Genomic DNA, 26,120 nt, shown 5'->3' with positions numbered 1-26,120 from the left:
CACCCAGCGCAGCAGATCATTGTGTGCCTTGGGCCTCGCGGGCCAACAGAATGTTGCCATCCCAATCGGCGCTTACGATACCACTGGCACGGGAAGCCAAGTCTTCCCCGATGAGAGAGCCGGCAAGAACCTTCCGTGGCGCATTTGCATCCGGCTGCGTCGAGACAAGTGTGACGAGTGCTATCGGGTGATAGAGCCGCTCCTCGACGACTGATCCGATCCAGAGCGGGACCGTCTGTCCGTTCGTAAGCTCGAGGTCGACAGCCCACAAGCGAAGCACGAGGCGCCCGGCGGGTGCGCCGTCGCCATTTGCGCGAATGAGGCTCAGGCTGGGAAGACGTCCGCTGGCCAACGCAGGCACAACCGGAAGATCGGTCGGACTGGCCGATCCCGTCAACCAGGTCAGCGTCGTCAGTGCGCTCCAGGATGCCGATGTGTGCCAGCCCTTCCCCGACAAGACGTCTTGCAAGGTTTGCAAGTTGCCGGCCCACTGGAACGTCAACGGCTCCTGCGTCTCGCCCGTAAGATCGATGCGTTGGGACGGTAGCTGCTGCCAATCCGACGCCCACCACTCGGCGACCGAGATGGAAGGGGTTGGACTTTGCACGGCATATCGCTGAACGTCCATTGCGTGACTGCGGTGGATATGGGCGCCGCCGGCCAGCACAAGGGCGGCACATCCGGCCGCGAGCAATCCACCCGGTTCAATGCGCTCGGTCTGCCTGCGCAGATAAGATAGTCCGAGCAAGGCAAGCCACGCCGACCCGAACGCCAGGCCGCCAAGCACGTCGGAGAGCCAGTGCGCCCCCAGGTACAGCCGCGAAAACGCGATCAGGAATACCAGCGTCGCTGCGCCGAGGACGATCGGTACCCGCAGCGCCGGACGAAGCTCACGCGCAACGAGGAAGGCGAGAAATCCATAGAGCACCATATTCATCGTGCTATGGCCGCTGGGGAAGGAGAAGGCGCTCGAGCCGGAGTAGAGCCCTTCACCGGGGCGGGCTCGATGCAGCGCCACCTTGATGGCCGTGTTGAGGGCTGATGCCCCGGCTAACGCCACAAGCCAGTAGCCGGCCGTCCGCCAGGCGCGTTTCCAGACGAACCACAAAAACACGATGGTCGTGACCGCCACGACAACGATGGTATCGCCGAGTTCCGTAATGGCGATCATTATCGCATCTCCGGGGGCGGAGCGGACTTCCTGGAGCGCGTGGTAGATCGCGCTGTCGGTAAGCACCAACGGGTCGCCGCTGACGACGTCTTCAAGGACGCCGAAGAACAGCCAGGCCGCGCCGATCAGCAGAACCGTCAGCAACGCGAGCGCTCGCGCTTCGTGCTGCGAAGGATCCAGCAAACTGGAAAGGCCGCGGCTGATCCAGGTGTCGCGGGCCGCGGCCCAGGTCCGCAGCCGTTCCACGCCAACGATCAGGAGTGGTATGCCGCGGCGCAACGTCCAGCGCACGAGATGCAGAACCAGCCACCCGATCACGACCAGGGCGACCAGCAGGATTGCGAGCGGCTTTGCCGCTGCGCCGAGAACGCCGAAAGCCGCACCGACGAGCACAGCTGGCAGGATATGGGACGGTGCCCAGGCAAGCGCCGAAGCGATATTGACGGCATAGAACCGTCCGACTGGCATCCTTAGCACGCCCGCAAGCAGGGGAATAAAGGCCCGGACCCCCGGTGTGAAGCGTGCGAGAAAAACGCTTTTGTCGCCATGACGCGCGAAAAAGGCCTCGCTGCGCTCAATCAAGTCGGGACGCCGGTTCAATGGCCAGAGGCTGAGGATGTGGCCATGGTATCGGTGCCCGAGCCAGAACGCAAAACCATCACCGGCAATGGCCCCCAGGGTGGCGGCTATCAGGAGAGGCCAGAGTATCAGGATGCCGCTCGGCACCAAAGCGCTGAGCGCGAGGATCACGGCTGTGCCGGGAACGACGACACCGATGATCGGGAGTGACTCCGAAAGCGCCAGAAGAAACACTGCCGCATAGGCGAAATGCGGATGCGACGCGATGAAAGCGGTGGCAGCGGAGAGCAGAGACATCACCATCCTACCTGGTTGGTCATCGAGTAGCGCGTTGGTTTGCCGGCGCCTCAAGCCGTCAAAAACAGGCGGGTCCTAATCTGTAGCCGCGCCTACTTGGCGCCGCTACGGAACCAGGCGAATGCCAGCGCTCCCAGTCCAAGAATGAGCATGCCGAGACCATGCTTGAAGTGGATGTGAGCAGACCCCTGCTCGAAACCGGGCAGATAGGCCGGGAGATCGCCGGCGGGGGTCAGCCAGTAGAGAGCGGCGAGACCGATGAAAGCCAGCCCGACAACAACTGCGCCTGCAACAACGATCATCTTCATGCCAATAACCTTCCAAAATGTAGTTGACTTCTTTGCGGCGGTGACTCTTCAGAAATTCGTTCCCGCGAACACGGTTAGCCTAGAAGGAGAAGATTGCGAAGGCGAGGAGGCCCGCCGCGACGCAATAAACGGCAAAAGGCGTAAGGGTCCGGGTCTCGAAATACTTCAGGAGAAAACGAACCGAAAAATAGGCCGAGAACGCGGCGCAAAGGGCCCCTACGAATGCTTGTCCGATGACACCTGGTCCGTCGGTAGTGAAGAGGTCCGGCACCTTCAGAACCGCGGCCGCGAAGATGATAGGCGTCGCGAGCAGGAATGAATAGCGGATGGCATTCTCGTGCGAAAGGCCGGCGCCCAGGCCACCCGCCATCGAGAGGCCCGTGCGCGAAAAGCCGGGAATCAGGGCAAAACACTGGGCGAGCCCGATGATGGTCGCCTCGGTCCAGGAAAGCGCGGCAAGCTTGCCATCGTCATGAGGCCCTTCCTCCACCCGGCGACTGCGCATCCGCTCGATGCCGTAGAGCACCAGACCGTTGCAGGCTAGGGCCAGAGACACCGCCGTCGGAGCGGCGAACAGGAGCCGCAGTTTTTGTTCGAACAACAGTCCGAGAAGGCCCGCGGGGATCGTGCTGACGATCAACAGCCAGCCCAGCCGGGCGTAAGTGTCCTCGGGCTTGATCTCGCGCATCGCGAGTGACCGGAAGATCCCGGTGACGATCGCAAGCCAGTCCCGCCAAAAGAAGCCAAGCAGCACCAGCGCCGTCGCGAAATGCGTGAGCACCACGAAGGCGAGGAATCCGTCGTTCGACTGGTCGATATGCCACTTCAGGAACGGGGGAACGAGGACCGTGTGGCCGAGGCTCGAAATCGGAAAGAGCTCCGAAACACCCTGCAACAAACCAAGCACCACAGCTTGAAAATAGGAAATCATGAGGTTTGCGTCTCCAATTGGTCGTGGCTCCGGGCCGGTGTAGAGCGTTTTTACACAGGTTCCTGTCCACTCAGCTGGAGCCGAATGGACAACAAAATCACCAAGGTCAGCACGCTGAAGGCGGCCCCACCGAGAAACGTTCCTTGCGCTCCCGCCATATCCCAGAGAGCACCGGCGATCACGCTTGCAACAAGCAGCGCGAGCCCGGTCATCAGGTTGAACATCCCGAAGGCCGTCCCCCGCAGTTCCTCGGGCGCGGTATCCGCTACTAGGGTTGCCAGCAGACCTTGAGTGACCCCCATATGTAGGCCCCAGAGGACCACACCGAGGCCAAGCCCAATCGTATCTGGTACGAGGGCGAGCACGAGATCGGCGGCCAGCAGCAAAAGCAGGCCGAAAATCAGGATCGTCACGCGATTCATCCGATCCGACAGGATGCCAACCGGATAGGCGGAGAGCGAATAGGCCAGGCTCATGATCACCAGCACGATTGGAACGAGCGCCAGTGCCAGGCCGATCGACTGGGCGCGCAGGATGAGAAAGGCTTCGCTGAAGCGGGCGAGCGTGAAGACCGTGGCGGCCGCCACCACCCACCAATAGGAGGCGCTGAGTTGGCGCAACTCGTCGCGATGGAGCGGCATGCGGATCTGGCGCAGCTTCTTGGGTCGTTCCGGCTCCTTGACGGCGACAAGGATGAGCGCGACCGACAGAAATGCAGGAATGACGGCGATCCAGAACACCGCCTGGAAGTGATCCGCCGTCAGCCACATCAGGCCGATGGCGAGAAGCGGCCCAAGAAAGGCGCCAACGGTGTCGAGCGACTGGCGCAGGCCGAAGCTCGCGCCGCGCAGATGCGGCGGGGCGATGTCGGCGACGAGAGCATCGCGCGGCGCGCCCCGGATGCCCTTGCCGACCCGATCGACGAAACGCGCGGCGACGAGCCAGCCGATCGATGTCGCGAGCGGAAAGATCGGCTTGGTGAAGGCTGCGAGACCGTAACCGAGCGCGGCGAGGAATTTGCGCTTGCCGAGCCAGTCGCTGAGTGCCCCCGAAAAGACCTTGGTGATCGAGGCGACTGCCTCGGCGATGCCCTCGATGAAGCCGACGGCGAGTGGCGAGGCGCCAAGCACTGTCACCATATAGACGGGCAACAGCGCGTGGATCATCTCCGACGAGAGATCCATCAACAGTGACACGAAGCCGAGCGCCCACACTCCGGCCGGAATGCCTTGCCGGGTTCGAAAGCGAGAGGTGATCTCCGCTATCTTCATGGCTGATGCGTTGTCGCGACCGCCCATCTCATCGGTTCTCGTCATGGGCGTCAAAGACGCGCTTGGCATAGCTATCCAGCAATGCTTCGCAAGCACGCAGCCGTGCTGTGGCTTCCTCGGCAAGCGCCGCTCCGTAGAAATCGAGCTTCTTGATCTTCTCGAGCCAGCCCTGGAGCTTCTTGAGGTCGGTATCTTCCTCCTCGAGCTCCGCATAGGTGAACTTGTTGATCGCGATCTCCTTGGCGATCTCCTTCTCAAAGTCCGCGCATCGACCGAGGAACTCGCGATACTGCTCGTCGCGATCCGCCTTGAAACGAGCGACAACCTTGTCTTCCTGGGCGCGGTCCAGCGCTATCGTCTCCAGGATCACCGCCTCGCCGCCCATCCCGGAGACATCGTTCTCCAGCATTTTCAGCCGCCGGACGTGATCATCGGTCTTTGGCAGAAGGCACACACCGTTCTGCAAATAGATCGCACCCATCCCTTTGAGCCGCCGCCACAGCGCGATACGCTTGGTCGCCGGCTCAGGGGGCACCTTGTAGGTGAGAAGAAGCCAAGTTGGGACAACCATCGCTCAGAATTAATGCAACGTCCGTAACAAATCAACTGCAACCAATGCCAGTCGACTTTGGCGCTGCTGAGGCGCCGCTGCTTGTGATCACAGCTCTCGGCAATTCAGAAAAGCGACAACGGCCTGGCCGTCGGTAAAGAACGGGTTGCCTATTGCATTCTTGCCCATCATCGGCTGGGTCACGACCGCCTCCTCAATCTTGGCGACGCATCTCGACCGAAGCAGAGCGGAGCGCAATGCGTTTCGCTCACTGTCTATGTCCGGGTCAATCTGGTGGATCAGTAGCCCCCTTCCGCTTTCCGTTTTGGCTTCCTTGTCGAAGTGAACGGTGCCAAGCCAAACCGGAACGCCGGAAACCCGAAAGTCCGTTTCCCAAACGTGAATGTGGTGGCGTTCTCTAGCCGAGCTGCCAGGATCCACATATTGGAAACCTCTTTGATTGGGCTGCCCGTGCCAGAAGGTCGGAAGTCCCGGTGCGCGCGGAGAAGGCTGGTTGCGTAGCTCCGCGCCAAGCAATCGCCAACTGCTTGCAAACGAAATCCTGTCCGTCGGCTCCCAGCCCGCCTGTGCAAAGGCTTTGACCAGGTCAGCCTCGCTTCCTGTCAGAATGACGTTGATTGGCTCCATCGGTTTGCCGGTTATGTCTTCGCTGAAGCGCGGCGCCAAGGCGAACATCGCCTCCGGGAGATTTGCTTCCGGCAGGTCAACCGGGGCGTTCGCGGGTCGATCCTTGTCGACAAGCGGGTGCGTGTAGTCGAAAACGCCCACAAAGACGGCCCAGGCCGTGACCAGACAGACGGCCACTGTTTTGGACCAAGCGCCCGAGGCACGCGAAATCGCGTCAACGGCAGACGCTCTTGCAACGCAGAAAAAGGTGATTGTCGCGATGAGCCAGGCCGCGCCGAGGTTGAAACTCGCAATCACGTCGGATGGCCAATGGACTCCGAGATAAATCCGGGAAAACCCAATGGCAACCACGACGGTGATCGTCATGACCGCGATTGTGGCCTTCGCTGTCCTGCTATGCACCCGATCGATCGCGAACCAGCCGACCAGTCCGTAGAAGCATATTGCCACGAAGGCGTGGCCACTCGGAAAGCTCGCGCCTTTGGCCGGGATCAACGCATTGACGAGATCGGGACGCGCACGGGCAAAGCCTACCTTTCCCAGTTGGACGAGGATTTCGCCGCCGCCGATCGAGACGAGCAGCGCCATGATCCAAAGCCATCGGCGCGTCAACGCAAGATAGATCATCAACAAGCTGGCGCCTGCCGTGACGACCTGCCAGTTCCCCATATAAGTCAGGAAGACCATCACTCTGTTCAGGCTAGGGGTCCGATACATCTGAACAAGCGACAACAGACGTAGGTCCGCCAGAACGACTGCCTCGTTGGCCATCAGATCCTGAACCACCGAGAGGAAAAAGAAGAGAAAGACGACCGCCATGGCCACGCCAACGGTAAGCTGCAGGCCAAATGGCTCGAAACGGTTGAATCGTCTGGCAAGCCAACCCCAACACCTTGGGTGGGCAGCGATGACACGCCGAAGTTCCGGATCATGTCGGATGGCTTCGAGGATGGACCGAAGCAGCGAACGCGCCAAGCGCCACATCCAGCGATGCCCCTCACGATTTGTCGAAATATGGTCTCGCAGGCGAATGGCCTTCAGCCTAGCACGGTGATTGCCGGCTGGACATCTGGTACGCTGCCTGCCTGGCGGGTCAACCGGATCTTCTCACCTTCTCAAATGGCGCATGCATGTCAGTTCTAGTCCTCCTCAATGCAAGCGCGGGCACAATTCAGCGCGCCGGCTACGATGTCGAAGCGTTCGTTCGAGATGGGTTTCAAGGGCGTGCCATCGAAGCCGAGGTGCTAATGGCGGGCGGGAGCGACATCGCGGCGATGGCTCACAGGTTCGTTACAACGCAAACGCCCGGCGACGGATCACGCACGCTCGTCGTTGGCGGCGGCGATGGCACGCTGGGTTCGGTGGCCTCGGCCGTGGCGGGAACGGATGTCGTGCTGGGCGTGCTGCCGCTTGGTACGCTCAATCACTTTGCCAGGGATCTCGGCCTCTCGAAAGACCTTGACGCGGCCATGGACATCATCGCCGCCGGTCATGTGAAGCAGATCGACGTCGGCGAGGTGAACGGCCGGGTCTTCCTCAACAATTCATCGATCGGCATTTACCCGTTTTTTGTCGCCGAACGGTCCGCGGAGCAGAAACGGTTAGGGGTTGGAAAGCTTGCAGCTCTCGGTCCAGCACTTGTCTTGATGCTCAGGGCTTCGTCCTGGAAAAGGGTGAGGATTTCGATCGACGGTAACGTGCCGCAGCGGACCGCCTGCGTTTTTGTCGGGAACAATTTCTATGATCTGAGAGTGCTCGGCCACCGCAGCAATCTCACGTCCGGAGAGCTCAGTGTCTACGTCGTGAAGGAGCAGTCCTGGCTGGGGCTCGCGCTGTTGCCGTTCAGGGTCGTCTTCGGTCTGGTCGATGCCGCCCGCGATATGGAACGGTATCGGGCGCAAGGCCTTGAGATCAGAGCGCGTCGCAAACAGATGCGTATCGCCATGGACGGCGAGACCGTCAACGTTGCGATGCCCTTGCGCTATCGCATACGCTCGCGATCGTTACGAGTTCTGGTGCCGGAAGCAAAAGCCGCCTAAACCGACAATTCCGGTACTGATAGTGCCCTCTGCCCGCAGAAAAAAGCTGCGCCCTCGATCCAGGAGATTCGGCTAGAACCCCGCCGTTCCCAACAAAGCCGCGATCGCTTAAGGACCACTGGTGACTATCGCCGGCGGGTTCTAGGAGCTACCGGTCAACTCCGGTTCTGGAGGCGCGAATGACGGCGCCATTTCACTTCGGAGAACTGAACCTGCCTCAGGTGGGATAGATTCCGTTTCAAGGTACGCCGCCGGATTGAGGGCTCGTGCTTCGCTAACGCCCGCCTGTGCCACCGTGCTCGTGCCGCTTGTGCGAGTGGCGTTTTAACGCGAAGTAGAACAGGACAACTACGACATTGGCTCCAATGACCACCCACAGCGTCGGGTCTGGTGGACTGCCAAATAAGATGGCCACGGCGCCAACAGTTTCGAACATCCCGGTAAGAGTCAGCAAAAGCACAAGCGGTGTCACATCTGGCTTCGATGAATGTAGAGGCTCTTGCGATCGCGATGTTCTCATCGTCCTGCGTCTAACATGTCGGTTGTCGATCTTGTCAGAGAGAGGTCATTACCAGCCTACAACATGGGAGGCGACTGATCGACTTCTTTTATGGTCTAGGACGAATCCACATTCAACGTGGCCACAAGCAGATTGCTGCGATATGGACGAATGCGAGGAAGTGATCGGCGCGTCGATCGTAACGGGTTGCGAAGCGGCGGAAGTGCTTGAATTTGTTGAAGCAGCGTTCGATGCGGTTGCGCAGCCTGTAGATTGCCTGATCGTGGGAGATCATGACCTTGCGAGAGCGGGTCGAAGGGATGACCGCTTGGGCATTCATGTCGGCAATAGTCTGGCGTAAATCATTGTTGTCGTAGGCCCTGTCGGCCAGCACGGCCTCGGCGTGGAAGCCCCTGAGCAGAGCCTTGGCGGTAAGATTATCGTGCCGCTGGCCGGCGGTGAGCATGAAGCGCAGCGGCCGGCCCAAGCTGTCGCAGATCATGTGGATCTTGGTGGTCAAGCCGCCTCGGGAACGCCCCAACGCCTGATCATGCGCCCCCTTTTCCCGCCGCCGCCTGCTGGTGGACACGGACCAGGGTGGTGTCGAGCATCAGATATTGGTTGTCACGATCCTTGATGAGTTCGGCGAACACCCTCTCCCAGACACCGGCGTTGGCCCAGCGGGTAAAGCGGGCATGGACGCTCTTCCACTTGCCATAGCGCTCCGGCAGGTGCTGCCAGAATGCCCCGGATCGCAGGACCCATAAAACGCCGTTCACGAACAAGCGGTTGTCGGTACCGCTGCGGCCCGGATCGCCAACCTTACCCGGCAGAAGAGGCGCAATCCGAGTCCATTGCGCCTCGTTCAGTTAATAGCGCTTCACACCCATCAACCCGCTCCGAATCAGTAAATCCGGAACGCATTGATTCAGCACATCTCAGTTTTGGGAATCTGGAATGTGGATTGGTCCTAGACGGGCCGACGGGCGAGACGGCGACCGGTGTCGCCGACGGCAAGGGGCCTTGCACCCTCAGTCGGCGGTGTTGACCGATCCGGACGCCCTGTTCGCGATGCTCAAACCCCTACTAGTGGATTGATTCCAACGCTTGGTGCCCACGTTTGACAGCTGCGATTATCTGATTTGGGTCGGCTTTCCAGATGAAGGCGTGCGAGGCCTGATTGTGCTCCTTGATGCAGCGATTGATGGCGGCCTGGAGGTCGACGACGGAATGGAAGACGCCGTGTTTGAGGCGTCGGCGTGTCAGCTTGGCGAAGAAGCCCTCGACGGCATTGACCCAGGAGCAAGAGGTTGGCACGAAGCGGCGGCATGCGCAGCTTTGGCCACCTTGTCGCCTTCGGCCGTAAGCGCCTCAAGCACCACGTCGTAGGTCAGCCCGGATAGTGCGGGACACGAGTGAACCAGTCGTCGGGATCGGTGATCCTCTGACGAACGTACGTTTTCGATCATGGCTTCGCGAAGGACGGAACGATGCGGCTCCCAATTGGAGGCCGACGGTCGGATGACCTTTTCCCTGAACGCCGCCAAGGCTTCATACGCCCGATCAACGGTCAAGCTACCGCTTTCCTCAAACGGGTCGGCGCCGTCCTCGGTTTCGCCTGCACGTCGGAAATCGCGTGCTCCGCTATTGGGTCAAACAGGGCTTGGCTATCGCTGTCATCGTCGTTTTCTGTTTCTGTGGATGAGCCTGCATCCACATGCGTTGAAGCAAGGGCGCGCTGTACTCGAATGGTCAGGCTACCACAGCGCGATAACGCATTCTCGATAACGCATTCTCATGGAGTCATGCGATGTACTTATTTGCTGTCGCGTCCTTGCCAAATTACCGTTTTGCACCGGCCAAGCTCATCCAGACCCAAGCTGCGGCCTGTTTCCAATCAACGGGAGTGACGGAAATGAGACCTCGCTTAACAAGTCGCATGCTGACTTTGTCGCTGGTGGCGCTTGCGTCGCTTTGTTCGAATGCAGTGCGAGCGCAAGACACGCTTTCGGTCATGAGTTTTGGTGGCGCTTACCAGGAAGCGCAACGCAAGGCGGTGTTCGAAACATATGCCGCCCAGACCGGGACCAAGATTGACGAGCAGGAATACGGCGGCGAGATCGCGAAGATCAAGGCGATGATCGAATCCGGCAATACCACCATCGATGTCGTCGACGTCGATGCACCGACGCTGCTGCAAGGATGCGACGAGGGTATTTTCGAAAAGATCGACTGGGCGAAAATCGGGTCTCAGGACGACTGGATCAAGGGCACGACCTCGGAATGCGGCGTCGGCACGATCGTCTATGCGACGATCCTTGCTTATGACGGCGCCAAGTTGCCGGACGGACCCAAGACGATCAAGGACTTGTTCGACACCAAGAAATTCCCAGGCAAGCGCGGCCTCTGGAAAAACCCGGCAACCAACCTGGAATTCGCACTGCTTGCCGACGGCGTGCCGCCTGACCAGGTCTACCAAACACTGTCGACACCGGCGGGCGTGGACCGGGCCTTCGCTAAACTCGACACGATCAAGGACAGCATTGTGTGGTGGGAAGCCGGCGCGCAGGCACCGCAATTGCTCGCTTCGGGCGAGGTGACGATGACGACCGCTTGGAACGGCCGCATCTACAACGCCAACAAGGAAGGCAAGGATTTCCGGATCGTCTGGGACAACCAGATCCTCGACTCCAATTATTGGGTCATACCCAAGGGCGCCAATAATGCCGATGGATCTCTTGCCTTTATCAAGTACGCGGTTGAGCCCAAGGTGCTCGCGGGCATCACAAAATACATCCCTTACGGCCCGGTACGGAAATCGGCGGCCGAGTTCGTGGCGGCTCAGGACGCCAAGAACCTGCCAACCAGCCCACAGAACCTGACGGTGTCCCTAACCCTCGACAATGGGTTCTGGGCCGACAGCGGGGACGAAATACGCAAGCGCTTCACGACCTGGCTCGCGCAGTAGTGAGGACTTCCGGAGGAGAGCATCGATGAACTTTTCCCAGCGAATGTCACTTGCAACGGACAGACCAGTCGATGCCCTCGTTCGGTTCGAGGACGTAAAGAAATCCTACGACGGCATCAATTTCGTCGTGAAGGACCTCACCCTCGACGTCCTGCGCGGCGAGTTCCTGACCATGCTGGGGCCGTCCGGCTCCGGCAAAACCACGACGCTGATGATGCTGGGCGGTTTCGAGCAGCCCACGCTCGGCCGTATTCTGCTCGACGGCAAGCCTGTCGAGCGGTTGCCGCCGGAGAAGCGCAACATTGGCTTCGTGTTCCAGAACTACGCGCTGTTTCCACACATGACGGTGGCGGAGAATGTCGCGTTTCCGCTGCGCTACCGTGGCATCACCGGCGCAGCCGCGAAGGAAAAGGTCCGCCAGGCGCTTGGCCGCGTCAGTCTCGACGCGCTGGGCGATCGCCGCCCGGCGCAGCTTTCCGGGGGCCAGCAGCAGCGCGTCGCATTGGCCCGCGCCCTGGTGTTCGAGCCCTCGCTGGTGCTGATGGACGAGCCCCTCGGGGCGCTCGACAAGCAGTTGCGCGAACGCATGCAGATCGAAATCAAGCAACTCCAGACCTCGCTCGGCATCACTATGGTCTACGTTACCCATGACCAGTCCGAAGCGTTGACCATGTCGGACCGCATCGCGGTGTTCCATGACGGGCGGATCCAGCAACTCGCGGCTCCGGCAACGCTCTACAACGAGCCGGCCAACCGCTTCGTTGCTTCCTTCATTGGCGAGAACAACTCGCTGTCATGCACCTTGCTCGCACGTGAAGGGGGCCTGGCTGTCGTGCGCATGGCCGACGGCACGACGTTGAAGGCCGCTGGCGCCAATGTGTCCGGCACCGGCACGGACATGAGCATATCCATACGGCCGGAGAATATTTCACTGGCGGGCGAGGGTGTCCGTGCCGATCTCAACCGTTTCATCGGCAAGGCCCGCGACGTCTTCTTCCTCGGCGACCATATGCGGCTGTCGATCGAGGCCTTTGGCGGCCAGCTTGTCACCGCGCGCATCCCGGCGCGGCAGGCACGGCATTTCGCATCGGGCACGGATGTCGTCCTTGAATGCGGGATTTCCGAATGCCGCCTTCTGGAGGTGTGAGCCATGACCGTCGCCAATATGGACCGGATCAACGTCTTCATGGCCGTCCGTCGGGCCGAGAGACCCGCCCGGCGGGCAGCACTTTCGCTGGCCCTGCCGCTGATCGTCTTCCTGGTGGTCGCCTTTGTCGCTCCAATCCTCTACCTGCTGGTCACGGCGGTCGGCAATCCCGAGACACGCGAGGTGCTGCCGCGCACGTTGGGCGCGCTTGAAAGCTGGGATGGCGTTTCAGTGCCGGACGAGCCTGTCTACGCCGCGCTCGCCGCCGACTTGAAGGTCGCCAAGGACAACAGTACGGCCGCCTTGCTCGGCAAGCGCCTCAACTACGAGATTTCCGGCATGCGCAGCCGCGTGCTGGCGGCAGCGCGGATGGTCGAAAAGCTGGATACGGGTCCGTACAAGGAGAAGTTCCTCGAGCAGAACACGGATTGGGGCTCGCCGGAAACCTGGGCGATCATCAAGCGCAACGGTGCTTCTTTCACACCTTACTATCTGTTGACCGCGCTCGACCTCCAACAGGCCCCGAACGGGTCGGTCGAACGCGTCAAGGGAGATCAGGCGATCTTCCTCGACGTGCTGGCGCGTACGTTGTTCGTCGCGGGGCTGGTGACATTGTTCACCCTTGTCCTGGGCTATCCCGTCGCCTACGTGCTGACCATCGCACCCAAGGCAATCGCCGGCATCATGATGCTGATGGTGCTGCTTCCATTGTGGACGTCGCTGCTCGTGCGCACCACCGCCTGGGTCGTGCTGCTGCAGTCCGACGGCATCATCAACGACGTGCTGATGACCTTGCACCTGACTAGCGAGCGGCTTCAGCTCATCTTCACGCGCGCCGGAACGGTCATCGCGATGACGCACATCCAGTTGCCCTTCACCATCCTGCCGATCTACAGCGTCATGCGCTCGATTCCCGCCACGCAACTCAGGGCGGCCCGCTCGCTCGGGGCACCGCCATCTTCAGCCTTCTGGCGCGTCTATGCGCCGCAGACGCTGCCTGGCGTTGTTGCCGGATGTCTGATGACCTTCATCCTGTCGCTTGGCTACTACATCACGCCGGCGCTTGTCGGTGGGCCACGCGACCAGATGGTATCCAACTTCATATCGGTCTACATCAACCGCGATCTCAACTGGGGGCTGGCCGCCGCCCTCGGCGTGGTCCTGCTTGTCGTGACGCTTGCCATCTACCTGTTGTTCCTGCGCCTCGTTGGCGCCGACAAGATCAAGCTGGGGTGACGCCATGTGGCTGCCTTCTTACGCGACGCCGTCCGAACGCCTGATGCGCACGCTGGTGATAGCATTCGCCGTCGCGGTGCTCCTGTTCCTGATCGCACCGCTGTTCATCATCGCGCCTCTGTCCTTCTCCAAAGACCCGTTCTTCACCTTGCCCGTGCGGGAGTATTCCCTGCGCTGGTACGCGGACTTCTTCGGCAACGCGCGCTGGATGAACGCCATCTTCAACAGCGCCGTCGCGGCCGTGATGACCACGATCCTGGCCACCACGCTCGGCACGCTGGCGGCACTCGGCATCTCGCGTCCCGATTTCCCGGCGCGCCGCCTGGTCATGGCATTGCTGATCTCGCCGATGATCGTACCGATCGTCATCGTGGCTGTCGGCAGCTATCTCTTCTTCGGCCAGTTCGGCCTGACGAACACCCGCACCGGCCTCGTCCTGGCGCATACCGCGCTGGCGACGCCCTTCGTGGTCATCACCGTGACGGCGACGCTTTCCACCTACGACACCAACCTGACCCGGGCGGCATTGAGCCTCGGCGCGTCCCCGTCGTCGGCGTTCTTTCGCGTCACGCTGCCGAACATCATGCCGGGGGTCATTTCAGGTGCGATCTTCGCCTTTGCCACCTCTTTCGACGAGGTCGTCGTCGCCCTGTTCATGACGGCGGCCGAACAGCGCACGCTTCCAGTGCAGATGTTCTCCGGCATCCGCGACCAGATCAATCCAACCATCATGGCCGCCGCGACGCTGCTGCTTGCGTTGTCGATCGTCCTGTTCGCCATGCTGGCGCTGCTGACCCGGCGCCGCGTGAAATAGCCTGTCCACCACGGTTTCGGGCAAGGAGCCGAAGGCGGCTCTCAACCGACCCTGGTGGCCGCCTCACCGGCGACGAACATATCGGCGAAGCGAGCGGCGAAACTCTGCGCCACCGAGGACCGCTTGCGGTCGGGGCTGACATAGATGCCGACCACGACATCCGCGAGCCGCGGCAGATGGCTCGACGGTTCGACGATCCTGAGTTTTGCCGGGATGATTCGGCGCGCCAGGACCGTCACGCCGAAGTCGGCACCCACGGCCGCCTCCAGGCCGGCGAGACTTGGGCTCGTGTAGACGATTTCGAAATTGCGGCCGTCGCGTTGCAGCGCGGTCAGCATGTTGCGTCGATAGAGGCACCCCTCGGGGTAGCAGACGATGCGCAGTTCGCTTTGTCCCCCGGCATCCGCCGCTGGATCCGGGGACTGCGCTCCGCAGACCCAGGCCAGCGTCTCCTTCCAGGTCATGAACGCGCCTTCGGAAGGCCCGTCCGGCGTCATCGCCACGACGATGTCGAAGACGCCGTTGCGCAAGCCCTGCAGCAAATTGTGCGACAGATCGCAGACGACGTCGAAGGTGAGGTCGCCGCCGTCGCGCGCGAGGCTCGCCATCAGCTTGGGCAGGAAATGATCGGCGTAGTCGTTTGGAATGCCGAGCCGCAGCCGGCCCTTGCTGTCACGCTTCGAGAGCTTCAGCATCATGTCGTCGTTGAGCGCCAGGATTTGCCGCGCGTAGCCGGCGACGATTTCGCCCTGTTCGGTGATCTGCGCGCCGCCTTCCTTGGCGAAGAGGGAGACGCCAAGCAGCTCTTGAAGCCGTTTCATCTGCAAGCTGATCGCGGGCTGCGTACGGCCCAGCTTTTCTCCCGCACGCGTATAGCCGCGCAGGTCGATGACGGTGACAAAGGCGCGGAGGAGGTCGGTCGGGATGCTGCGCATGGTTAGCTCCTCATTGGCCGATTAGATCACGCGGTTCCAAACAAACGCAAGCGGGCCTTCCCTGTCAGGAAGGCCCGCCAGAAACCGCGGTGGTCAGCGGTCACGCCTTGACGATGTTGTGCTCCGGGCCGAACGGGAACTTGGTGATGTTTTCCGCGCCGTCCTCGGTCATCACGAGAATATCGTGTTCGCGATAGCCGCCGGCACCCGCCAGGCCTTCCGGAATGGTCAGCATCGGCTCCATGGAAACGACCATGCCCGGCTGCAGCACGGTGTTGATGTCCTCACGCAGTTCGACGCCAGCTTCGCGACCGTAGTAGTGCGACAGCACGCCGAAGGAGTGGCCGTAGCCGAACGAGCGGTAGCCGAGCAGATTGTGACTGCGGTAGATTTCGTTCAGCTCCGTCGCCACGTCGCCGCACCGTGCGCCCGGCTTCAAAAGCTCCAGCCCGCGACGATGGACGTCGCAGTTGATCTCCCAGATTCGCAGGTGCTCGTCGCTGGCATGATCGAGGAACAGCGTGCGCTCGAGCGCGGTGTAGTAGCCCGAAATCATCGGGAAGCAATTGAGCGAGAGGATGTCGCCTTTCTGAACCTTGCGCGATGTCACCGGGTTGTGCGCGCCGTCGGTGTTGATTCCTGACTGGAACCAGACCCAGGTGTCCATCAGCTCGGCATGCGGAAAGGTCTTGGCGATATGCCGGACCATGGTCTGCGTGCCGGCCAGCGCCACCTCGTATTCAGGAACGTTCTCGCGGATCGCGTTGCGAATGGCCTCGCCACCGATATCGGCGGTGCGCGCGCCTTCCTTGATCAGCACGATCTCCTCGGCCGACTTGATCGTACGCAGCCACATGGTCGGCGCGCCGACATCGACGAACTCGACGTTCGGGAAGGCATCCTGCAGGAGCTTCCTGAATTCGAGGTTGACGTGATCGAACTCGATGCCGATACGCTTCACGCCGGGCAGCGCCTGCTGCAGGGCATGGAAGTAATTGTCGCGCTGCCAGTCGGTGTAGGTGATGTTGTCGCCGAAGGTACGGCGCCATGGCTGGCCGGCATCGATGCCCGCCGAAACCGACACCGCTTTCTCGGCCGTGACCACGAAGGCATAGCGGCGGCCGAAGTAGCAGAACATGAAGTCCGAGAAATAACAGATGTTGTGGTAGGAAGTGAGCACGGCTGCGTCGAGCTTCAGTTCAGCCAGAATGCTGCGCAGCCCGTCTTGACGGCGCGTCATCTCGGCGGCGCTGAAGGTGGCGACGGCCTTCTCGCCATTGTGCATCTTCTGCAGGCGCAACAACTCGTTGGGCATGCCCTTGGCGTAGACGTTCATTCTTTCCTCCGCATCCAGGTCGGTTTCAGGTTGGAGCGGACTATAAAAATTCGGCCGGGCCACTGGAAATTAGAAGTCGATATCATCCGATTAGGGTTGCTAATCGGTCGGCCGCGCTGCGGGGACATTGGGGACTTCCATAACTTCTGGAAATGCACATATCAGGTGAATAAATTGTCCTGATGCGCGCGCCAATCGTAGCCTCCTCGCATTATCATTGCAGGAAGCTCCCGATGACCGACGACATGTTGCACGTGATGGCGTGGCACAATGGCGAGAAGGAGTACTCGCCGTTCTCGGACACCGAGATGAATCGCCGTCAGGCCGACGTTCGCCGCTGGATGGCGGACAACGACGTGGATGCGGTGCTGTTCACCTCCTATCACTGCATCAACTATTATTCCGGCTGGCTCTACTGCTACTTCGGCCGCAAATACGGCATGGTCGTTGACCACGACAAAGCCACGACGATTTCCGCCGGCATCGATGGCGGCCAGCCCTATCGTCGCAGTTTTGGCGACAACGTCACCTACACGGACTGGCGCCGCGACAATTTCTATCGCGCGGTGCGCCAACTCACCGCCAGTTCAAGGCGCATCGGGATCGAGTTCGACCATGTGAACCTTGATTTCCGCCGCCAGCTTGAGGAGGCGCTCCCGGGCGTCGAGTTCGTTGATGTCGCCCAGCCGTCCATGTGGATGCGTTCGATCAAGTCGCTTGAGGAGCAGGGCTTGATCCGCGAGGGCGCACGCGTCTGCGATATCGGCGGCGCCGCCTGTGTGGCAGCCGTGAAGGCCGGCGTGCCCGAGCACGAAGTCGCCATCGCAACGACCAACGCCATGATCCGCGAGATCGCGAAGTCGCACCCCTATGTCGAGCTTATGGACACCTGGACGTGGTTCCAGTCCGGCATCAACACCGATGGTGCCCACAATCCGGTCACCAACCGTCTCGTCAAATCCGGCGATATCCTGTCGCTCAATACCTTCCCGATGATTTTTGGCTATTACACCGCGCTCGAACGCACATTGTTCTGTGACCATGTCGACGACGCCAGCCTCGACATCTGGCAGAAGAACGTCGCTGTCCACCGCCGAGGCCTCGAACTGATCAAGCCGGGCGCGCGCTGCAAGGACATCGCGATCGAACTCAACGACATGTACCGGGAATGGGATCTGCTGAAGTACCGCTCCTTCGGCTACGGCCATTCCTTCGGTGTGCTCTGCCATTATTATGGTCGCGAGGCGGGTGTGGAACTGCGCGAGGACATCGAGACGGTGCTGGAGCCCGGCATGGTCGTGTCCATGGAGCCGATGGTGATGTTGCCGCAAGGCATGCCGGGTGCGGGCGGCTATCGCGAGCACGATATCCTGATCGTGAAGGAGGACAGCGCGGAAAACATCACCGGCTTCCCCTTTGGCCCCGACCATAACATCGTCAGGAACTGACGGGAGTGCTTTACATTCCTCACGATTGGCATCCGCGAGGCGAGGGCCGGACAAACCCGCCCAACCCCTACGCGGCGTCGCCTGTTTATGGCTTCGCCCACGAATTCTTCATTTTGCTGATAAGAGTGTTCACGGTCGACACGCTCGTGGAACGCAATGATTGCCCCGACGAAAATGCCGACACCGTGAGAGGGCAGGCGCCACCGAACTGGCCGTTTCCATACTGACGACGCGTGTCGATCAAGATTCGCTTGACTGGCGTGGCCTTCGCGCGCTGCCCAAAGGCGCATTGGAACTCAAGCGGAAGCCCAAGGTTCAGCGCGGAAACTCGACATTCAGGGCTTTGACGATGCCGCTCACGCAAACATCCAGCAGAATGTCGCCCTTCTCCTTCGACGCCTCCCTGGGGGACGACAATGTACCGCTCGTCGGTGTCCATTCAGGCTTGGGCGGGTACACATCATACGGCGGAAAGCTGGCCGGCTCATGATCGACGGCGCGCTCGATATGAACAAGGTTCGGGTACAGTGCTAACATCAGCGACGTTTCGAGTACGCCGCCGTGCTCCAGGTCCCACCCCGTAAAGCCACCCGGATAGAGACGCGCGATCGTCGCCTTGTCGACGAAATCCCAATAGGACAGCACCACGATCTTCATGTCACCAATGCCGCCCCAGCGCAGTTCGCGCAGCGCCAGATCGATCCCTTCGACGATGAACCACGAGTTCTCGAAATGGCCGTTCATCAAGCAGATATCGCGCACGCCGTGGCGGGCGAATTCCTTGATGACATCGCGCAGCGCCGCGACCAGCGTCGCGCCATCCAGACTGGTCGTGCCGGGCAGGTGATTGCCGCCGCCCGATTTTTGATGCGACTTGTAGCCATAGGTGAAGGGCGGCGCGACAAGTGCGCCGATCTCGCCGGCGACGCGGCGGGAGAACTCGACCGGTAGCAGCACGTCGACGTGCATTGGCATGTGGTGGCCATGCTGTTCCATCGAACCGACCGGCAGCAGGATAGGCACGGCGCCGTCCCGAACCTTCGCGTCGTAGTCCGGCCAAGGCAGTTCGGCGGCAAAAACGGTGGCATCCGGCATGATGGTCTCCCAACTTCAGCTGTTGGGTTGATGATTAGTGGCGACAATCATGATATGAAAAATTTATATTCATGATCCATGTATGAGAAATCGAAATCCATGCGCAACATCGTTAATTTTCAGACCGACCTGCTGCGGACCTTTGTTTCGGTCATCGATCTTGGTGCCTACACCAAAGCTGGCGATGCGCTGGGGCGCACCCAGCCGGCCATCTCGCTGCAGATCCGCCGGCTCGAGGAACTGGTCGGCTCGGCGCTCATCAAACAGGTCGGACGGACGCTGCTCCTGACCAGCGAAGGGGAGGTATTGTTGAGTTACGCTCGCGAGATGCTGCGGCTCAACGACGAGGCTGCATCCTATTTCAATCGGTCGAAGATAGCCGGCGTGTTGCGGATCGGCCTGCCGAATGACTATGCGGTCGCGTTCCTGCAGGGCGTCATCACCGAATACACCAGCCAGCATCCGGGCATTTCGCTGGAAATCCACTGCGGCTGGAGCGCCGACATTCTCGATCGGCTGCGCGCCGACGAACTCGACCTGGCGGTGGCGATGGTCAACAATGAGCGTTCGCAGTATCTGTCCCGTTCGTGGATCGAGCGGCCGGTCTGGGCTGCCGCCGAAGCTGCTCGCTTTGACCTGGGAACCGGAGTGCCGCTGGCCGCGCACCCGGAAGGCTGCGCCTATCGGGCGCGGATGATCCAGTCCCTGGATGCCGCGCAAATTCGCTGGCGGGTGTCCTATACCGGCTCCGGCATCGCGGGTTTGCAGAATGCCGTGGTCAATGGCCTTGGCGTCAGCGCGCTCACGCGTTACACAATGCTGCCCGGCATGCGCGTTCTCGACGAAAGTGACGGGTTTCCAGCGCTTGCGGAAATCCGGGTCGGCTTGTTCTACAAGCACCCCCGCCTGTCCGATGCGGGAATCAGGCTGGTCAATCACATCGTCGCGCGCCTGGATGAAGCCGGCGTCTCCGGCGACCCGGTGCGCCGGCCGATCGAACTGGACCGCCAATAAAGGGCGCAAATGCATTTATTATGAGAATTAATTTTTCAAATAGTTGACCCCTTCGTAGGCTCGCTGGAACTACAAGCCAAGGGGAACAACCATGACAATCAAAAAAAGCTTGTTCAACGGCAGCACGCGCCGCGACTTTCTGAAGGGTGCAACTGTTCTGAGTGGCGGCGTTCTGGCAATGCCATTCGTAAGCCGGCTGGCTTTTGCCGATCCGGTCGAACTCAATATGCTCGCCTGGTATGGACATGCCGAGCCCGACGTGGTCGCCGAGTTCGAGGCCGCCAACAACGTCAAGTTCAAGCCGAAATACTACACCGGCGGCGACAACATGCTCGGGCTGATCGCGCAATCGCCTCCCGGAACCTTCGACGTCATCCTGTCTGATGCCGAGTATGTGCAGCAGCTCAACGCCGCCGGTTATATCGAGAAGCTCGACCCGGCCGACTATCCGTTCGACGAATTCTTCCCCGAATTCCAGCATTTTCCAGGGCATTGGCAGGGCAACGATCTCTATTCGGTCATCACCCGTTTCGGCTTCCTCGGTGTTGCCTACAACACCGAGGCGATCACCGAGAAGGAGGCCTCGACCTATAATGTCTACTGGGCCGAGAAGCTGAAGGGCAAGGTTGGGCATTTCGATTGGCATCTGCCCAATCTGGGCCAGATGAGCCTGCTCAATGGCAACGCCTCGCCTTATGACATCAACGACGCGGCCTGGAGCAAGCTACAGGAAAAAACGAAATCGCTGCGTCCGCAGATCGGCGGCTTCTTTGACTATGGCGGCACCTTCTCGTCGCTTCAAAACGGTCAGATGCTGGCCATGGCGGGCATCGGCGACTGGATCACCGGGGCGCTGGAAAAGGGCGGCGCCAAAGTACGCACAGTCATTCCGGAAGAGGGCGGCCTGCAGTTCACGGAATCCTTCTCGATCGGCAAGGGCTCGAAGAAGGCCGATCTGGCGAAGAAGTGGATCCAATACATCACTTCCGCCAAGGGCCAGGTTAAGTCGGCCAACATGGTCGCCTATCCCTGCCTTATCCCGAACAAGAAGGGCTGGGAACTCCTGGCCACCGAGACGCCGGCTGAGGCCAAGCGGCAGGGCATGCTGCTCAACCAGAGCAATGTCATGGACATGATCCGCGACGGGCGCATCAAATATCGCCAACTGCCGGTTCAGCAGAGCCTTGAAGATTGGAACGACTTCTGGTCCGAATACAAGGGATCGTAACGGTCATAAACCGCCGGGCGGGCGTTCGGGCCCGTCCGGCATTTCCTGAAACGTCGTCGTGCGTCGTTCAGACGGATGAGCCGTGCTTCAACGGGCAGGACCTGCATCGATGCGGAAATCGATCACCCTTTACGGACTGACATTCTCGCTGCCGATGTTGATCTGGCAGGTGATGTTCTTCCTGGCGCCGCTGGTCTTCTTGATCGCGCTGAGCTTCTGGACGGTCCGGAATTTCCGTATGGAGCCGGATTTCAATCCGGACAACTGGATCAGGATGCTTGGCCGCGGCGTGTTCTGGGAGGCCTATTTCCGGACCCTGGTCCTGTCGACGGCGGCCGCGATCGTCACCAGCGCGCTGGCCTTGCCCTGCGCCTACGGCATCGCCTTCAAGCTGTCGGAGACGGCGCGGCGCTGGGCAATCTTCCTGATGGTCATACCGTTCTTCACCAGCTATCTCGTGCGCGTCTATTCGTGGCAGATTTTCCTGTCCGATAACGGCATCATCAATGCGCTGCTGGCAAAGGCGGGTCTCGGGCCGCTCGGCATGCTGAATTCGGTCTTCGGCACGATGATCGGCTACCTGACGCTGAGCTTTCCGCTGGTCGTGCTGCTGCAATTGTTCAGCCTGATGTTCGTCGACCGCACGCTGATCGAGGCCGCGCACAATCTTCGTTGCGGACGCCTGCGCACCGTGTTCGAGGTAGTGGTGCCGGCGGCCAAGGTTGGACTGGTGATCGCGGCGCTGTTCTGCTTCATCCTCACTTTCGGCGATTTCGTCAGCCCGCTCTATCTCGGCGGCGGCGACCCACCAACGCTTTCCATCCTGATCACCGATACCACCAAGTCGGGCCAGCAATGGCCCCGCGCGGCAGTCATCGCGCTGACCATGATCGCAACGCTGCTCGCGGTGGCGTTCGCGGCGGTGAGCTACGCTTACAGGGAGCGCGGGCGATGAGCGACTTCAACCGCAACCCGCTGATCGACTGGGCGCTCAAGCTCTACATCGTGCTTTCCTTTGCCTTCATCTTCGCGCCGATCGCCGCGAGCTTCGTCTTCTCCTTGAATATCGACCGTTTTCCGTCCTTGCCGCTGGGCGGTTTCTCGACCATCTGGTACGAGACCGTCTATGCCGATCCGCTGGTCTGGGAGGGCTTGCGCAACACGTTGATGGTCGGCGTCGTCGTCTCGGTCGTGGCCACGGCACTTGGCTTTGGCGCCGCCTACACCGACTTCCGCTATAAATTCTTCGGCAAGCCGTTCTACGTGGCGCTGGCGCTGTTGCCGCCGACCATCCCGGTTGTCATCCTCGGCCTGGCGATGCTGGCCTTCCTGTCCAATGTCGGCCTGTCCGGCGAGGTTCATTCCGTCATCATCGCCCATGTGGTGATGTGCGCTCCGTTCGCCATGGCGATCTGCCGGCTTCGCCTGTCGCAGATGGACCCATCGCTTGAAGCCGCCGCCTGGAACCTCGGTGCGTCCGAATGGATGGCGATGCGGCATGTCATCGTGCCGTTCTGCCGGCCCGCCATCTTCGCCGCGCTGTTCATCACCATGGCGGTATCGTTCGATGAATTCGCGGTGTCGTGGTTCGTGTCGGGCCTGCACGAAACGCTGCCGGTCAAGGTGCTCGGCTTCCTGCAGGGACAGGTCAGCCCGCGCATCAATGTCATCGGCACGTTCGTTTTCCTGGCTTCGATGACGCTGGTGATCCTCGCCCAGATTCTTCTCATGAAACGCAGCGCCGCGCCGCAGGCCGGCAGCAACGCGCCGGAGTTGGTCCCATGACCGATGAAGCCCTCGTCGTCTTCGACGGCGTCGTCAAAAGTTTCGGAAACTTTGTTGCAGTGGAGCGCCTGGATCTTGAGATTCGCAAGGGCGAATTTCTCGCCATCATGGGCTCGAGCGGCTGCGGCAAGACAACCACACTCCGTATGCTGGCGGGCCTTGAGGCGCCGACCGAAGGCGACATACGCCTTGCCGGTGCGCGCATCAACGATCTGCCGACCTGGCGGCGCGATACGCCGATGGTGTGGCAGAGTCTGGCGTTATTCCCGTTCCTTACGGTGCGCGAGAATGTCGAGTTCAGCCTGCGCATGCGAGGCGTTGAAAAAGTCGAGCGCAGGCAGCGCGTCGACAAATGGCTCGAACGCATGCAGATCACCGAATTCGCCGACCGCAACGTCGCCCATCTTTCCGGCGGCCAACGCCAGCGCGTGGCTCTGGCCCGCTCGCTGGTGACGGAGCCGGAAATCCTGCTTCTCGACGAGCCATTGTCGGCGCTCGACGCGCATCTCAAGGTGCGCATGCAGACTGTGTTGTCCAATCTGCAAAAGGAACTCGGCATCACCTTCGTCTATGTCACGCACAGCCAGTCGGAGGCCTTTTCGATGGCCGACCGCGTCGTCATCATGAGCCGCGGCCGCATCGAGCAGATCGGCAACCCGCAGGAGATCTATCGCGCGCCGCGGACAAAGTTCGTCGCCGAGTTTCTTGGCTCCTCGAATGTGTTCGCCGGCAAGGTTTCGGCGACAGACGGCGACCTCATCAGGATCGCAACGCCTTCAGGCGATTTCGGCGTTGCCCGAAATCCGGCCAAGGCGCTGGTCAAGGGCGACAAAGCGACTTTCGTCGTGTCCGGTGACCGCGTACAGCTGACCAACGAGAAGCCTGCCGGCGACGTCAACGGCATGCAAGCTTCGGTGGTCGGCGAAGAATTCGTCGGCGCTACTGCCGTCATCCACCTCGAAAGCGCCGACGGGCTGGAACTCAAGGCGCAGAAGAGCCATGACGAACTGGAGCGGCTCAACTTGGTGCCGGGCGCCAGAATCTGGATGTCGTGGCGCGCTGAAGCGAGCCATATTCTGCCGGGGGAATAGGGCGGCTGACATTGCGGTTCGGATTCCTACTTGCCCGAAATTTTACACTGTCTCCAATGTCGCTTTTCATCGATACGCTGCGCCTTGCGGGTGATGACGGTGATCGTAGTCGGCGGGGGCGATTTGACTGGCAGATTATCGGTGAGCGAGGTCTTCCCATCCGCTCAAGTTCCGGTGTGGAGTTGCTGCCCACGAAACAAATCACTGATCCGCAGGATTATGACAATATCGTTGTTGTCGGTGGGCTGCTCAATGGCACCCAGTACCTCAGTGAGGAAAAACAGGACTTTCTGCGGCGTGCGGCAGAATGCGATGTGCCTCTTACGGCCTTATGCACGGGCAGTTTCGTGCTGGCCCACTATGGTCTGCTCGACAACTATCGGGCCTGTGTAAGCTGGTTTCACATCAAGCAATTTCGAGATGCGTTCCCGGACGTTCGTGCGCACGCTGACACGTTGTTTTCAATCGATGGAAATAGGGCCACCTGCGCCGGAGGTGCCGGAGCAGCCGATTTGGCGAGTTACTTTGTGTCCAAGCATGTTGACAACAAAGCTGCGGAGAAAGCTTCAAAAATTTTGGTTCTCGACAGAATTAGAACCGGCCGCGACGTGCAGCCTAACGGAGAATTGTTTCCCAAAGCGAAAAGCCGCCACATCAGGCGTGCATTGCTTCTGATGGAGAGCAATCTGCAAGAAAAAATCACAGTGACTGACGTAGCGAGCAAGCTTGGCATCTCACGCCGCCAGCTTGAGCGATTGTTTGCCACAGAAATAGAAACCAGCCCTATGGCCGCCTATCTGGCGCTGCGTCTGCAGTACGCGAAAACGCTATTGGGAACTAGCGACCTACAAATCGGCGAAATCGCGTACAGGTGTGGTTTTCCAAATGCTGGGCATTTCAGCCGCGTATATCGGCAACATGAAGGTGGCACACCAACAGCGCTTCGAAGGGGTTAACTCTCTGGGCGCATCCAAGACGGGGAGCACAGGAGTCCATGGTGTCGGATCAGGCCGCATGCTCGGGATGACAGGCTGCGCCTGCGTCGGACGACTGCCTCAGTCATGCTGTCCGCCATCGATTTGGCAACCACCGCCTCAGTCAGCGAGTTGCCGGCAAGCCGGTTACGCGTGACGTCCGTGGTCACAAAGGCGCCGGATCCAATCCATGCTCGGCATCAAGTCTATGACTTGTGCCGGGATAACCGTATCCGGCATCGAGATGATCCACATGATGCGCAAGCGGCAGGAGAGTTACGCCTACCATCCAATTGCTGAACAGTTCGAATCCGCAGCGTGACGACGCCCCACGGTCAACAATCGTTAGCCGTTTTCAGATTTGCGACAAAGCCAGTTCAGAGCCTCAGGCCACAAACCATTCATGACGATCTCGCATCAATAATGGCAAAACTAGCACGTCCGAAGTCCAGAATTTCGTCCTAACTTGTGCAGCGTGGCGACAGGAGCCGCCCTGCGGCGTCATAAAAGAAGCAAGAGAGCAAAAGCAGCCGAGGTCGGATGTTCTGGGAGTTTCCCGGTTTCCGCGAACAGAGGAGGTCAGAGATGACGGACAAGAAAAGTACCAGTTCGCTGACTCGTCTATCAGGTAATAGGGCGTGTTCATCGTCGCCTCGTCCTTCCTGCCGAAGGCGCCAATGCCGTCCCCGCGAGCGGATCGTTCACTGCGAGGCCAAGGGCGCGGCGCTTCATCGACCGCGCCGCCAGCGACACGTT

The 26,120-nt window shown here is 60.5% G+C and carries 23 protein-coding genes and 2 pseudogenes; 13 read left to right on the top strand and 12 right to left on the bottom strand.

Features of this window, described 5'->3' with window-relative positions; genetic code table 11:
* Positions 1-16: 16 nt before the first annotated feature.
* The 6 genes from FJ546_RS29515 to FJ546_RS29490 form a co-directional block, all read right to left on the bottom strand.
* Positions 17-2,047, bottom strand: a complete 2,031-nt coding sequence (locus tag FJ546_RS29515; protein ID WP_246687014.1) for a bifunctional DedA family/phosphatase PAP2 family protein — start codon at positions 2,045-2,047, stop codon at positions 17-19.
* Positions 2,048-2,139: 92 nt separating this feature from the next.
* Positions 2,140-2,355 (bottom strand): hypothetical protein, encoded by a 216-nt coding sequence (locus FJ546_RS29510; RefSeq protein ID WP_140892689.1) that lies wholly within the window; start codon positions 2,353-2,355, stop codon positions 2,140-2,142.
* Between the two features lie 79 nt (positions 2,356-2,434).
* Positions 2,435-3,286 (bottom strand): undecaprenyl-diphosphate phosphatase, encoded by an 852-nt coding sequence (locus tag FJ546_RS29505; RefSeq protein WP_140892688.1) that lies wholly within the window; start codon positions 3,284-3,286, stop codon positions 2,435-2,437.
* A 50-nt stretch (positions 3,287-3,336) separates the two neighbouring features.
* On the bottom strand, positions 3,337-4,557 hold the full coding sequence (locus FJ546_RS29500; RefSeq protein ID WP_140892718.1) for an MFS transporter: 1,221 nt from the start codon (positions 4,555-4,557) through the stop codon (positions 3,337-3,339).
* Between the two features lie 28 nt (positions 4,558-4,585).
* Positions 4,586-5,128 carry a Chromate resistance protein ChrB gene (locus tag FJ546_RS29495; protein WP_140892686.1) on the bottom strand — a complete coding sequence of 181 codons (543 nt, stop codon included), beginning with the start codon at positions 5,126-5,128 and terminating at the stop codon, positions 4,586-4,588.
* A gap of 87 nt (positions 5,129-5,215) precedes the next feature.
* On the bottom strand, positions 5,216-6,730 hold the full coding sequence (locus FJ546_RS29490) for an LssY C-terminal domain-containing protein (protein ID WP_181168134.1): 1,515 nt from the start codon (positions 6,728-6,730) through the stop codon (positions 5,216-5,218).
* A 155-nt stretch (positions 6,731-6,885) separates the two neighbouring features.
* Between FJ546_RS29490 and FJ546_RS29485 the strand changes: the two genes are divergently transcribed.
* Complete coding sequence (locus FJ546_RS29485) at positions 6,886-7,794, top strand: diacylglycerol kinase family protein (RefSeq protein ID WP_140892683.1); 909 nt, start codon at positions 6,886-6,888, stop codon at positions 7,792-7,794.
* Between the two features lie 632 nt (positions 7,795-8,426).
* Here the strand turns inward: FJ546_RS29485 and FJ546_RS29480 are convergent.
* Both FJ546_RS29480 and FJ546_RS29475 read right to left on the bottom strand, forming a co-directional pair.
* Positions 8,427-9,162, bottom strand: a protein-coding gene (locus FJ546_RS29480) for an IS5 family transposase (RefSeq protein ID WP_246687015.1) whose coding sequence is annotated in 2 segments (ribosomal slippage) — positions 8,427-8,859 and positions 8,858-9,162 — 738 coding nt in all. Because the reading frame shifts where the segments join, the coding sequence is not laid out codon by codon here.
* A gap of 217 nt (positions 9,163-9,379) precedes the next feature.
* A pseudogene (locus FJ546_RS29475) lies at positions 9,380-9,613 on the bottom strand (IS630 family transposase); the annotation flags it as partial.
* Between the two features lie 619 nt (positions 9,614-10,232).
* Here FJ546_RS29475 and FJ546_RS29470 point away from each other — a divergent pair.
* Genes FJ546_RS29470 through FJ546_RS29455 form a run of 4 tightly spaced genes read left to right on the top strand, consistent with a single transcriptional unit; the run spans position 10,233 to position 14,458 of the window.
* Positions 10,233-11,261 (top strand): ABC transporter substrate-binding protein, encoded by a 1,029-nt coding sequence (locus FJ546_RS29470; RefSeq protein ID WP_140892716.1) that lies wholly within the window; start codon positions 10,233-10,235, stop codon positions 11,259-11,261.
* A 25-nt stretch (positions 11,262-11,286) separates the two neighbouring features.
* Positions 11,287-12,408 carry an ABC transporter ATP-binding protein gene (locus tag FJ546_RS29465; RefSeq protein ID WP_246687013.1) on the top strand — a complete coding sequence of 374 codons (1,122 nt, stop codon included), beginning with the start codon at positions 11,287-11,289 and terminating at the stop codon, positions 12,406-12,408.
* 3 nt (positions 12,409-12,411) lie between these two features.
* Entirely contained in the window at positions 12,412-13,644 is a 1,233-nt protein-coding gene (locus FJ546_RS29460) for an ABC transporter permease (protein WP_140892681.1), read from the top strand.
* 4 nt (positions 13,645-13,648) lie between these two features.
* Positions 13,649-14,458 (top strand): ABC transporter permease, encoded by an 810-nt coding sequence (locus FJ546_RS29455; RefSeq protein WP_140892679.1) that lies wholly within the window; start codon positions 13,649-13,651, stop codon positions 14,456-14,458.
* A 41-nt stretch (positions 14,459-14,499) separates the two neighbouring features.
* Here FJ546_RS29455 and FJ546_RS29450 read toward each other — a convergent pair whose 3' ends face one another.
* Both FJ546_RS29450 and FJ546_RS29445 read right to left on the bottom strand, forming a co-directional pair.
* Positions 14,500-15,393 (bottom strand): LysR family transcriptional regulator, encoded by an 894-nt coding sequence (locus tag FJ546_RS29450; protein ID WP_140892677.1) that lies wholly within the window; start codon positions 15,391-15,393, stop codon positions 14,500-14,502.
* 100 nt (positions 15,394-15,493) lie between these two features.
* The gene (locus tag FJ546_RS29445) at positions 15,494-16,708 is read right to left on the bottom strand and encodes a M24 family metallopeptidase (protein WP_140892713.1); all 1,215 of its coding nucleotides are present in this window, start codon (positions 16,706-16,708) and stop codon (positions 15,494-15,496) included.
* Positions 16,709-16,962: 254 nt separating this feature from the next.
* Here FJ546_RS29445 and FJ546_RS29440 point away from each other — a divergent pair, with 254 nt between their 5' ends.
* A complete protein-coding gene (locus FJ546_RS29440) occupies positions 16,963-18,177 on the top strand; it encodes a M24 family metallopeptidase (protein WP_140892676.1) in 1,215 nt (404 codons plus the stop codon).
* Positions 18,178-18,492: 315 nt separating this feature from the next.
* On the opposite strand, the gene FJ546_RS29435 is transcribed toward FJ546_RS29440, so the two are convergent.
* Positions 18,493-19,272, bottom strand: coding sequence for a creatininase (locus FJ546_RS29435; protein ID WP_140892675.1), 780 nt, complete (start codon positions 19,270-19,272; stop codon positions 18,493-18,495).
* A 99-nt stretch (positions 19,273-19,371) separates the two neighbouring features.
* Between FJ546_RS29435 and FJ546_RS29430 the strand changes: the two genes are divergently transcribed.
* From FJ546_RS29430 to FJ546_RS31815, 7 genes and pseudogenes are all read left to right on the top strand, one after another.
* Positions 19,372-20,286, top strand: a complete 915-nt coding sequence (locus FJ546_RS29430) for a LysR substrate-binding domain-containing protein (protein WP_140892674.1) — start codon at positions 19,372-19,374, stop codon at positions 20,284-20,286.
* Between the two features lie 91 nt (positions 20,287-20,377).
* The gene (locus tag FJ546_RS29425) at positions 20,378-21,514 is read left to right on the top strand and encodes an extracellular solute-binding protein (RefSeq protein WP_140892672.1); all 1,137 of its coding nucleotides are present in this window, start codon (positions 20,378-20,380) and stop codon (positions 21,512-21,514) included.
* Between the two features lie 109 nt (positions 21,515-21,623).
* Positions 21,624-22,469, top strand: coding sequence for an ABC transporter permease (locus tag FJ546_RS29420; protein WP_140892671.1), 846 nt, complete (start codon positions 21,624-21,626; stop codon positions 22,467-22,469).
* Positions 22,466-23,299 (top strand): ABC transporter permease, encoded by an 834-nt coding sequence (locus tag FJ546_RS29415; protein WP_140892670.1) that lies wholly within the window; start codon positions 22,466-22,468, stop codon positions 23,297-23,299. Before FJ546_RS29420 ends, FJ546_RS29415 begins: the two co-directional genes overlap by 4 nt.
* A complete protein-coding gene (locus FJ546_RS29410; protein ID WP_140892669.1) occupies positions 23,296-24,390 on the top strand; it encodes an ABC transporter ATP-binding protein in 1,095 nt (364 codons plus the stop codon). The genes FJ546_RS29415 and FJ546_RS29410 overlap by 4 nt, the downstream gene beginning before the upstream one ends.
* A gap of 56 nt (positions 24,391-24,446) precedes the next feature.
* Positions 24,447-25,346, top strand: coding sequence for a GlxA family transcriptional regulator (locus FJ546_RS29405; RefSeq protein WP_224570440.1), 900 nt, complete (start codon positions 24,447-24,449; stop codon positions 25,344-25,346).
* Between the two features lie 190 nt (positions 25,347-25,536).
* Positions 25,537-25,686, top strand: a pseudogene (locus FJ546_RS31815) (IS6 family transposase); the annotation flags it as partial.
* Between the two features lie 63 nt (positions 25,687-25,749).
* On the opposite strand, the gene FJ546_RS31435 reads toward FJ546_RS31815, so the two are convergent.
* On the bottom strand, positions 25,750-26,120 hold a 371-nt coding region (locus FJ546_RS31435), incomplete at its 5' end, for a hypothetical protein (protein WP_210243127.1).

The organism is Mesorhizobium sp. B2-4-19 (genome assembly GCF_006441315.1).
Classification (GTDB): domain Bacteria; phylum Pseudomonadota; class Alphaproteobacteria; order Rhizobiales; family Rhizobiaceae; genus Mesorhizobium.
This window is presented reverse-complemented; position numbering and strand designations above follow the sequence as displayed.

Excerpts from the sequence above, each read along its gene's own strand:
- FJ546_RS29505 (WP_140892688.1), bottom strand. The coding sequence starts at position 3,286 with ATGATTTCCTATTTTCAAGCTGTGGTGCTTGGTTTGTTGCAGGGTGTT.
- FJ546_RS29465 (WP_246687013.1), top strand. The coding sequence starts at position 11,287 with ATGAACTTTTCCCAGCGAATGTCACTTGCAACGGACAGACCAGTCGAT.
- FJ546_RS29470 (WP_140892716.1), top strand. The coding sequence starts at position 10,233 with ATGCTGACTTTGTCGCTGGTGGCGCTTGCGTCGCTTTGTTCGAATGCA.
- FJ546_RS29515 (WP_246687014.1), bottom strand. The coding sequence starts at position 2,047 with ATGTCTCTGCTCTCCGCTGCCACCGCTTTCATCGCGTCGCATCCGCAT.
- FJ546_RS29405 (WP_224570440.1), top strand. The coding sequence starts at position 24,447 with ATGTCGCTTTTCATCGATACGCTGCGCCTTGCGGGTGATGACGGTGAT.
- FJ546_RS29450 (WP_140892677.1), bottom strand. The coding sequence starts at position 15,393 with ATGCGCAGCATCCCGACCGACCTCCTCCGCGCCTTTGTCACCGTCATC.
- FJ546_RS29460 (WP_140892681.1), top strand. The coding sequence starts at position 12,412 with ATGACCGTCGCCAATATGGACCGGATCAACGTCTTCATGGCCGTCCGT.
- FJ546_RS29435 (WP_140892675.1), bottom strand. The coding sequence starts at position 19,272 with ATGCCGGATGCCACCGTTTTTGCCGCCGAACTGCCTTGGCCGGACTAC.
- FJ546_RS29425 (WP_140892672.1), top strand. The coding sequence starts at position 20,378 with ATGACAATCAAAAAAAGCTTGTTCAACGGCAGCACGCGCCGCGACTTT.
- FJ546_RS29415 (WP_140892670.1), top strand. The coding sequence starts at position 22,466 with ATGAGCGACTTCAACCGCAACCCGCTGATCGACTGGGCGCTCAAGCTC.
- FJ546_RS29455 (WP_140892679.1), top strand. The coding sequence starts at position 13,649 with ATGTGGCTGCCTTCTTACGCGACGCCGTCCGAACGCCTGATGCGCACG.
- FJ546_RS29500 (WP_140892718.1), bottom strand. The coding sequence starts at position 4,557 with ATGAAGATAGCGGAGATCACCTCTCGCTTTCGAACCCGGCAAGGCATT.
- FJ546_RS29430 (WP_140892674.1), top strand. The coding sequence starts at position 19,372 with ATGCGCAACATCGTTAATTTTCAGACCGACCTGCTGCGGACCTTTGTT.
- FJ546_RS29510 (WP_140892689.1), bottom strand. The coding sequence starts at position 2,355 with ATGAAGATGATCGTTGTTGCAGGCGCAGTTGTTGTCGGGCTGGCTTTC.
- FJ546_RS29410 (WP_140892669.1), top strand. The coding sequence starts at position 23,296 with ATGACCGATGAAGCCCTCGTCGTCTTCGACGGCGTCGTCAAAAGTTTC.
- FJ546_RS29440 (WP_140892676.1), top strand. The coding sequence starts at position 16,963 with ATGACCGACGACATGTTGCACGTGATGGCGTGGCACAATGGCGAGAAG.
- FJ546_RS29485 (WP_140892683.1), top strand. The coding sequence starts at position 6,886 with ATGTCAGTTCTAGTCCTCCTCAATGCAAGCGCGGGCACAATTCAGCGC.
- FJ546_RS29445 (WP_140892713.1), bottom strand. The coding sequence starts at position 16,708 with ATGCCCAACGAGTTGTTGCGCCTGCAGAAGATGCACAATGGCGAGAAG.
- FJ546_RS29495 (WP_140892686.1), bottom strand. The coding sequence starts at position 5,128 with ATGGTTGTCCCAACTTGGCTTCTTCTCACCTACAAGGTGCCCCCTGAG.
- FJ546_RS29420 (WP_140892671.1), top strand. The coding sequence starts at position 21,624 with ATGCGGAAATCGATCACCCTTTACGGACTGACATTCTCGCTGCCGATG.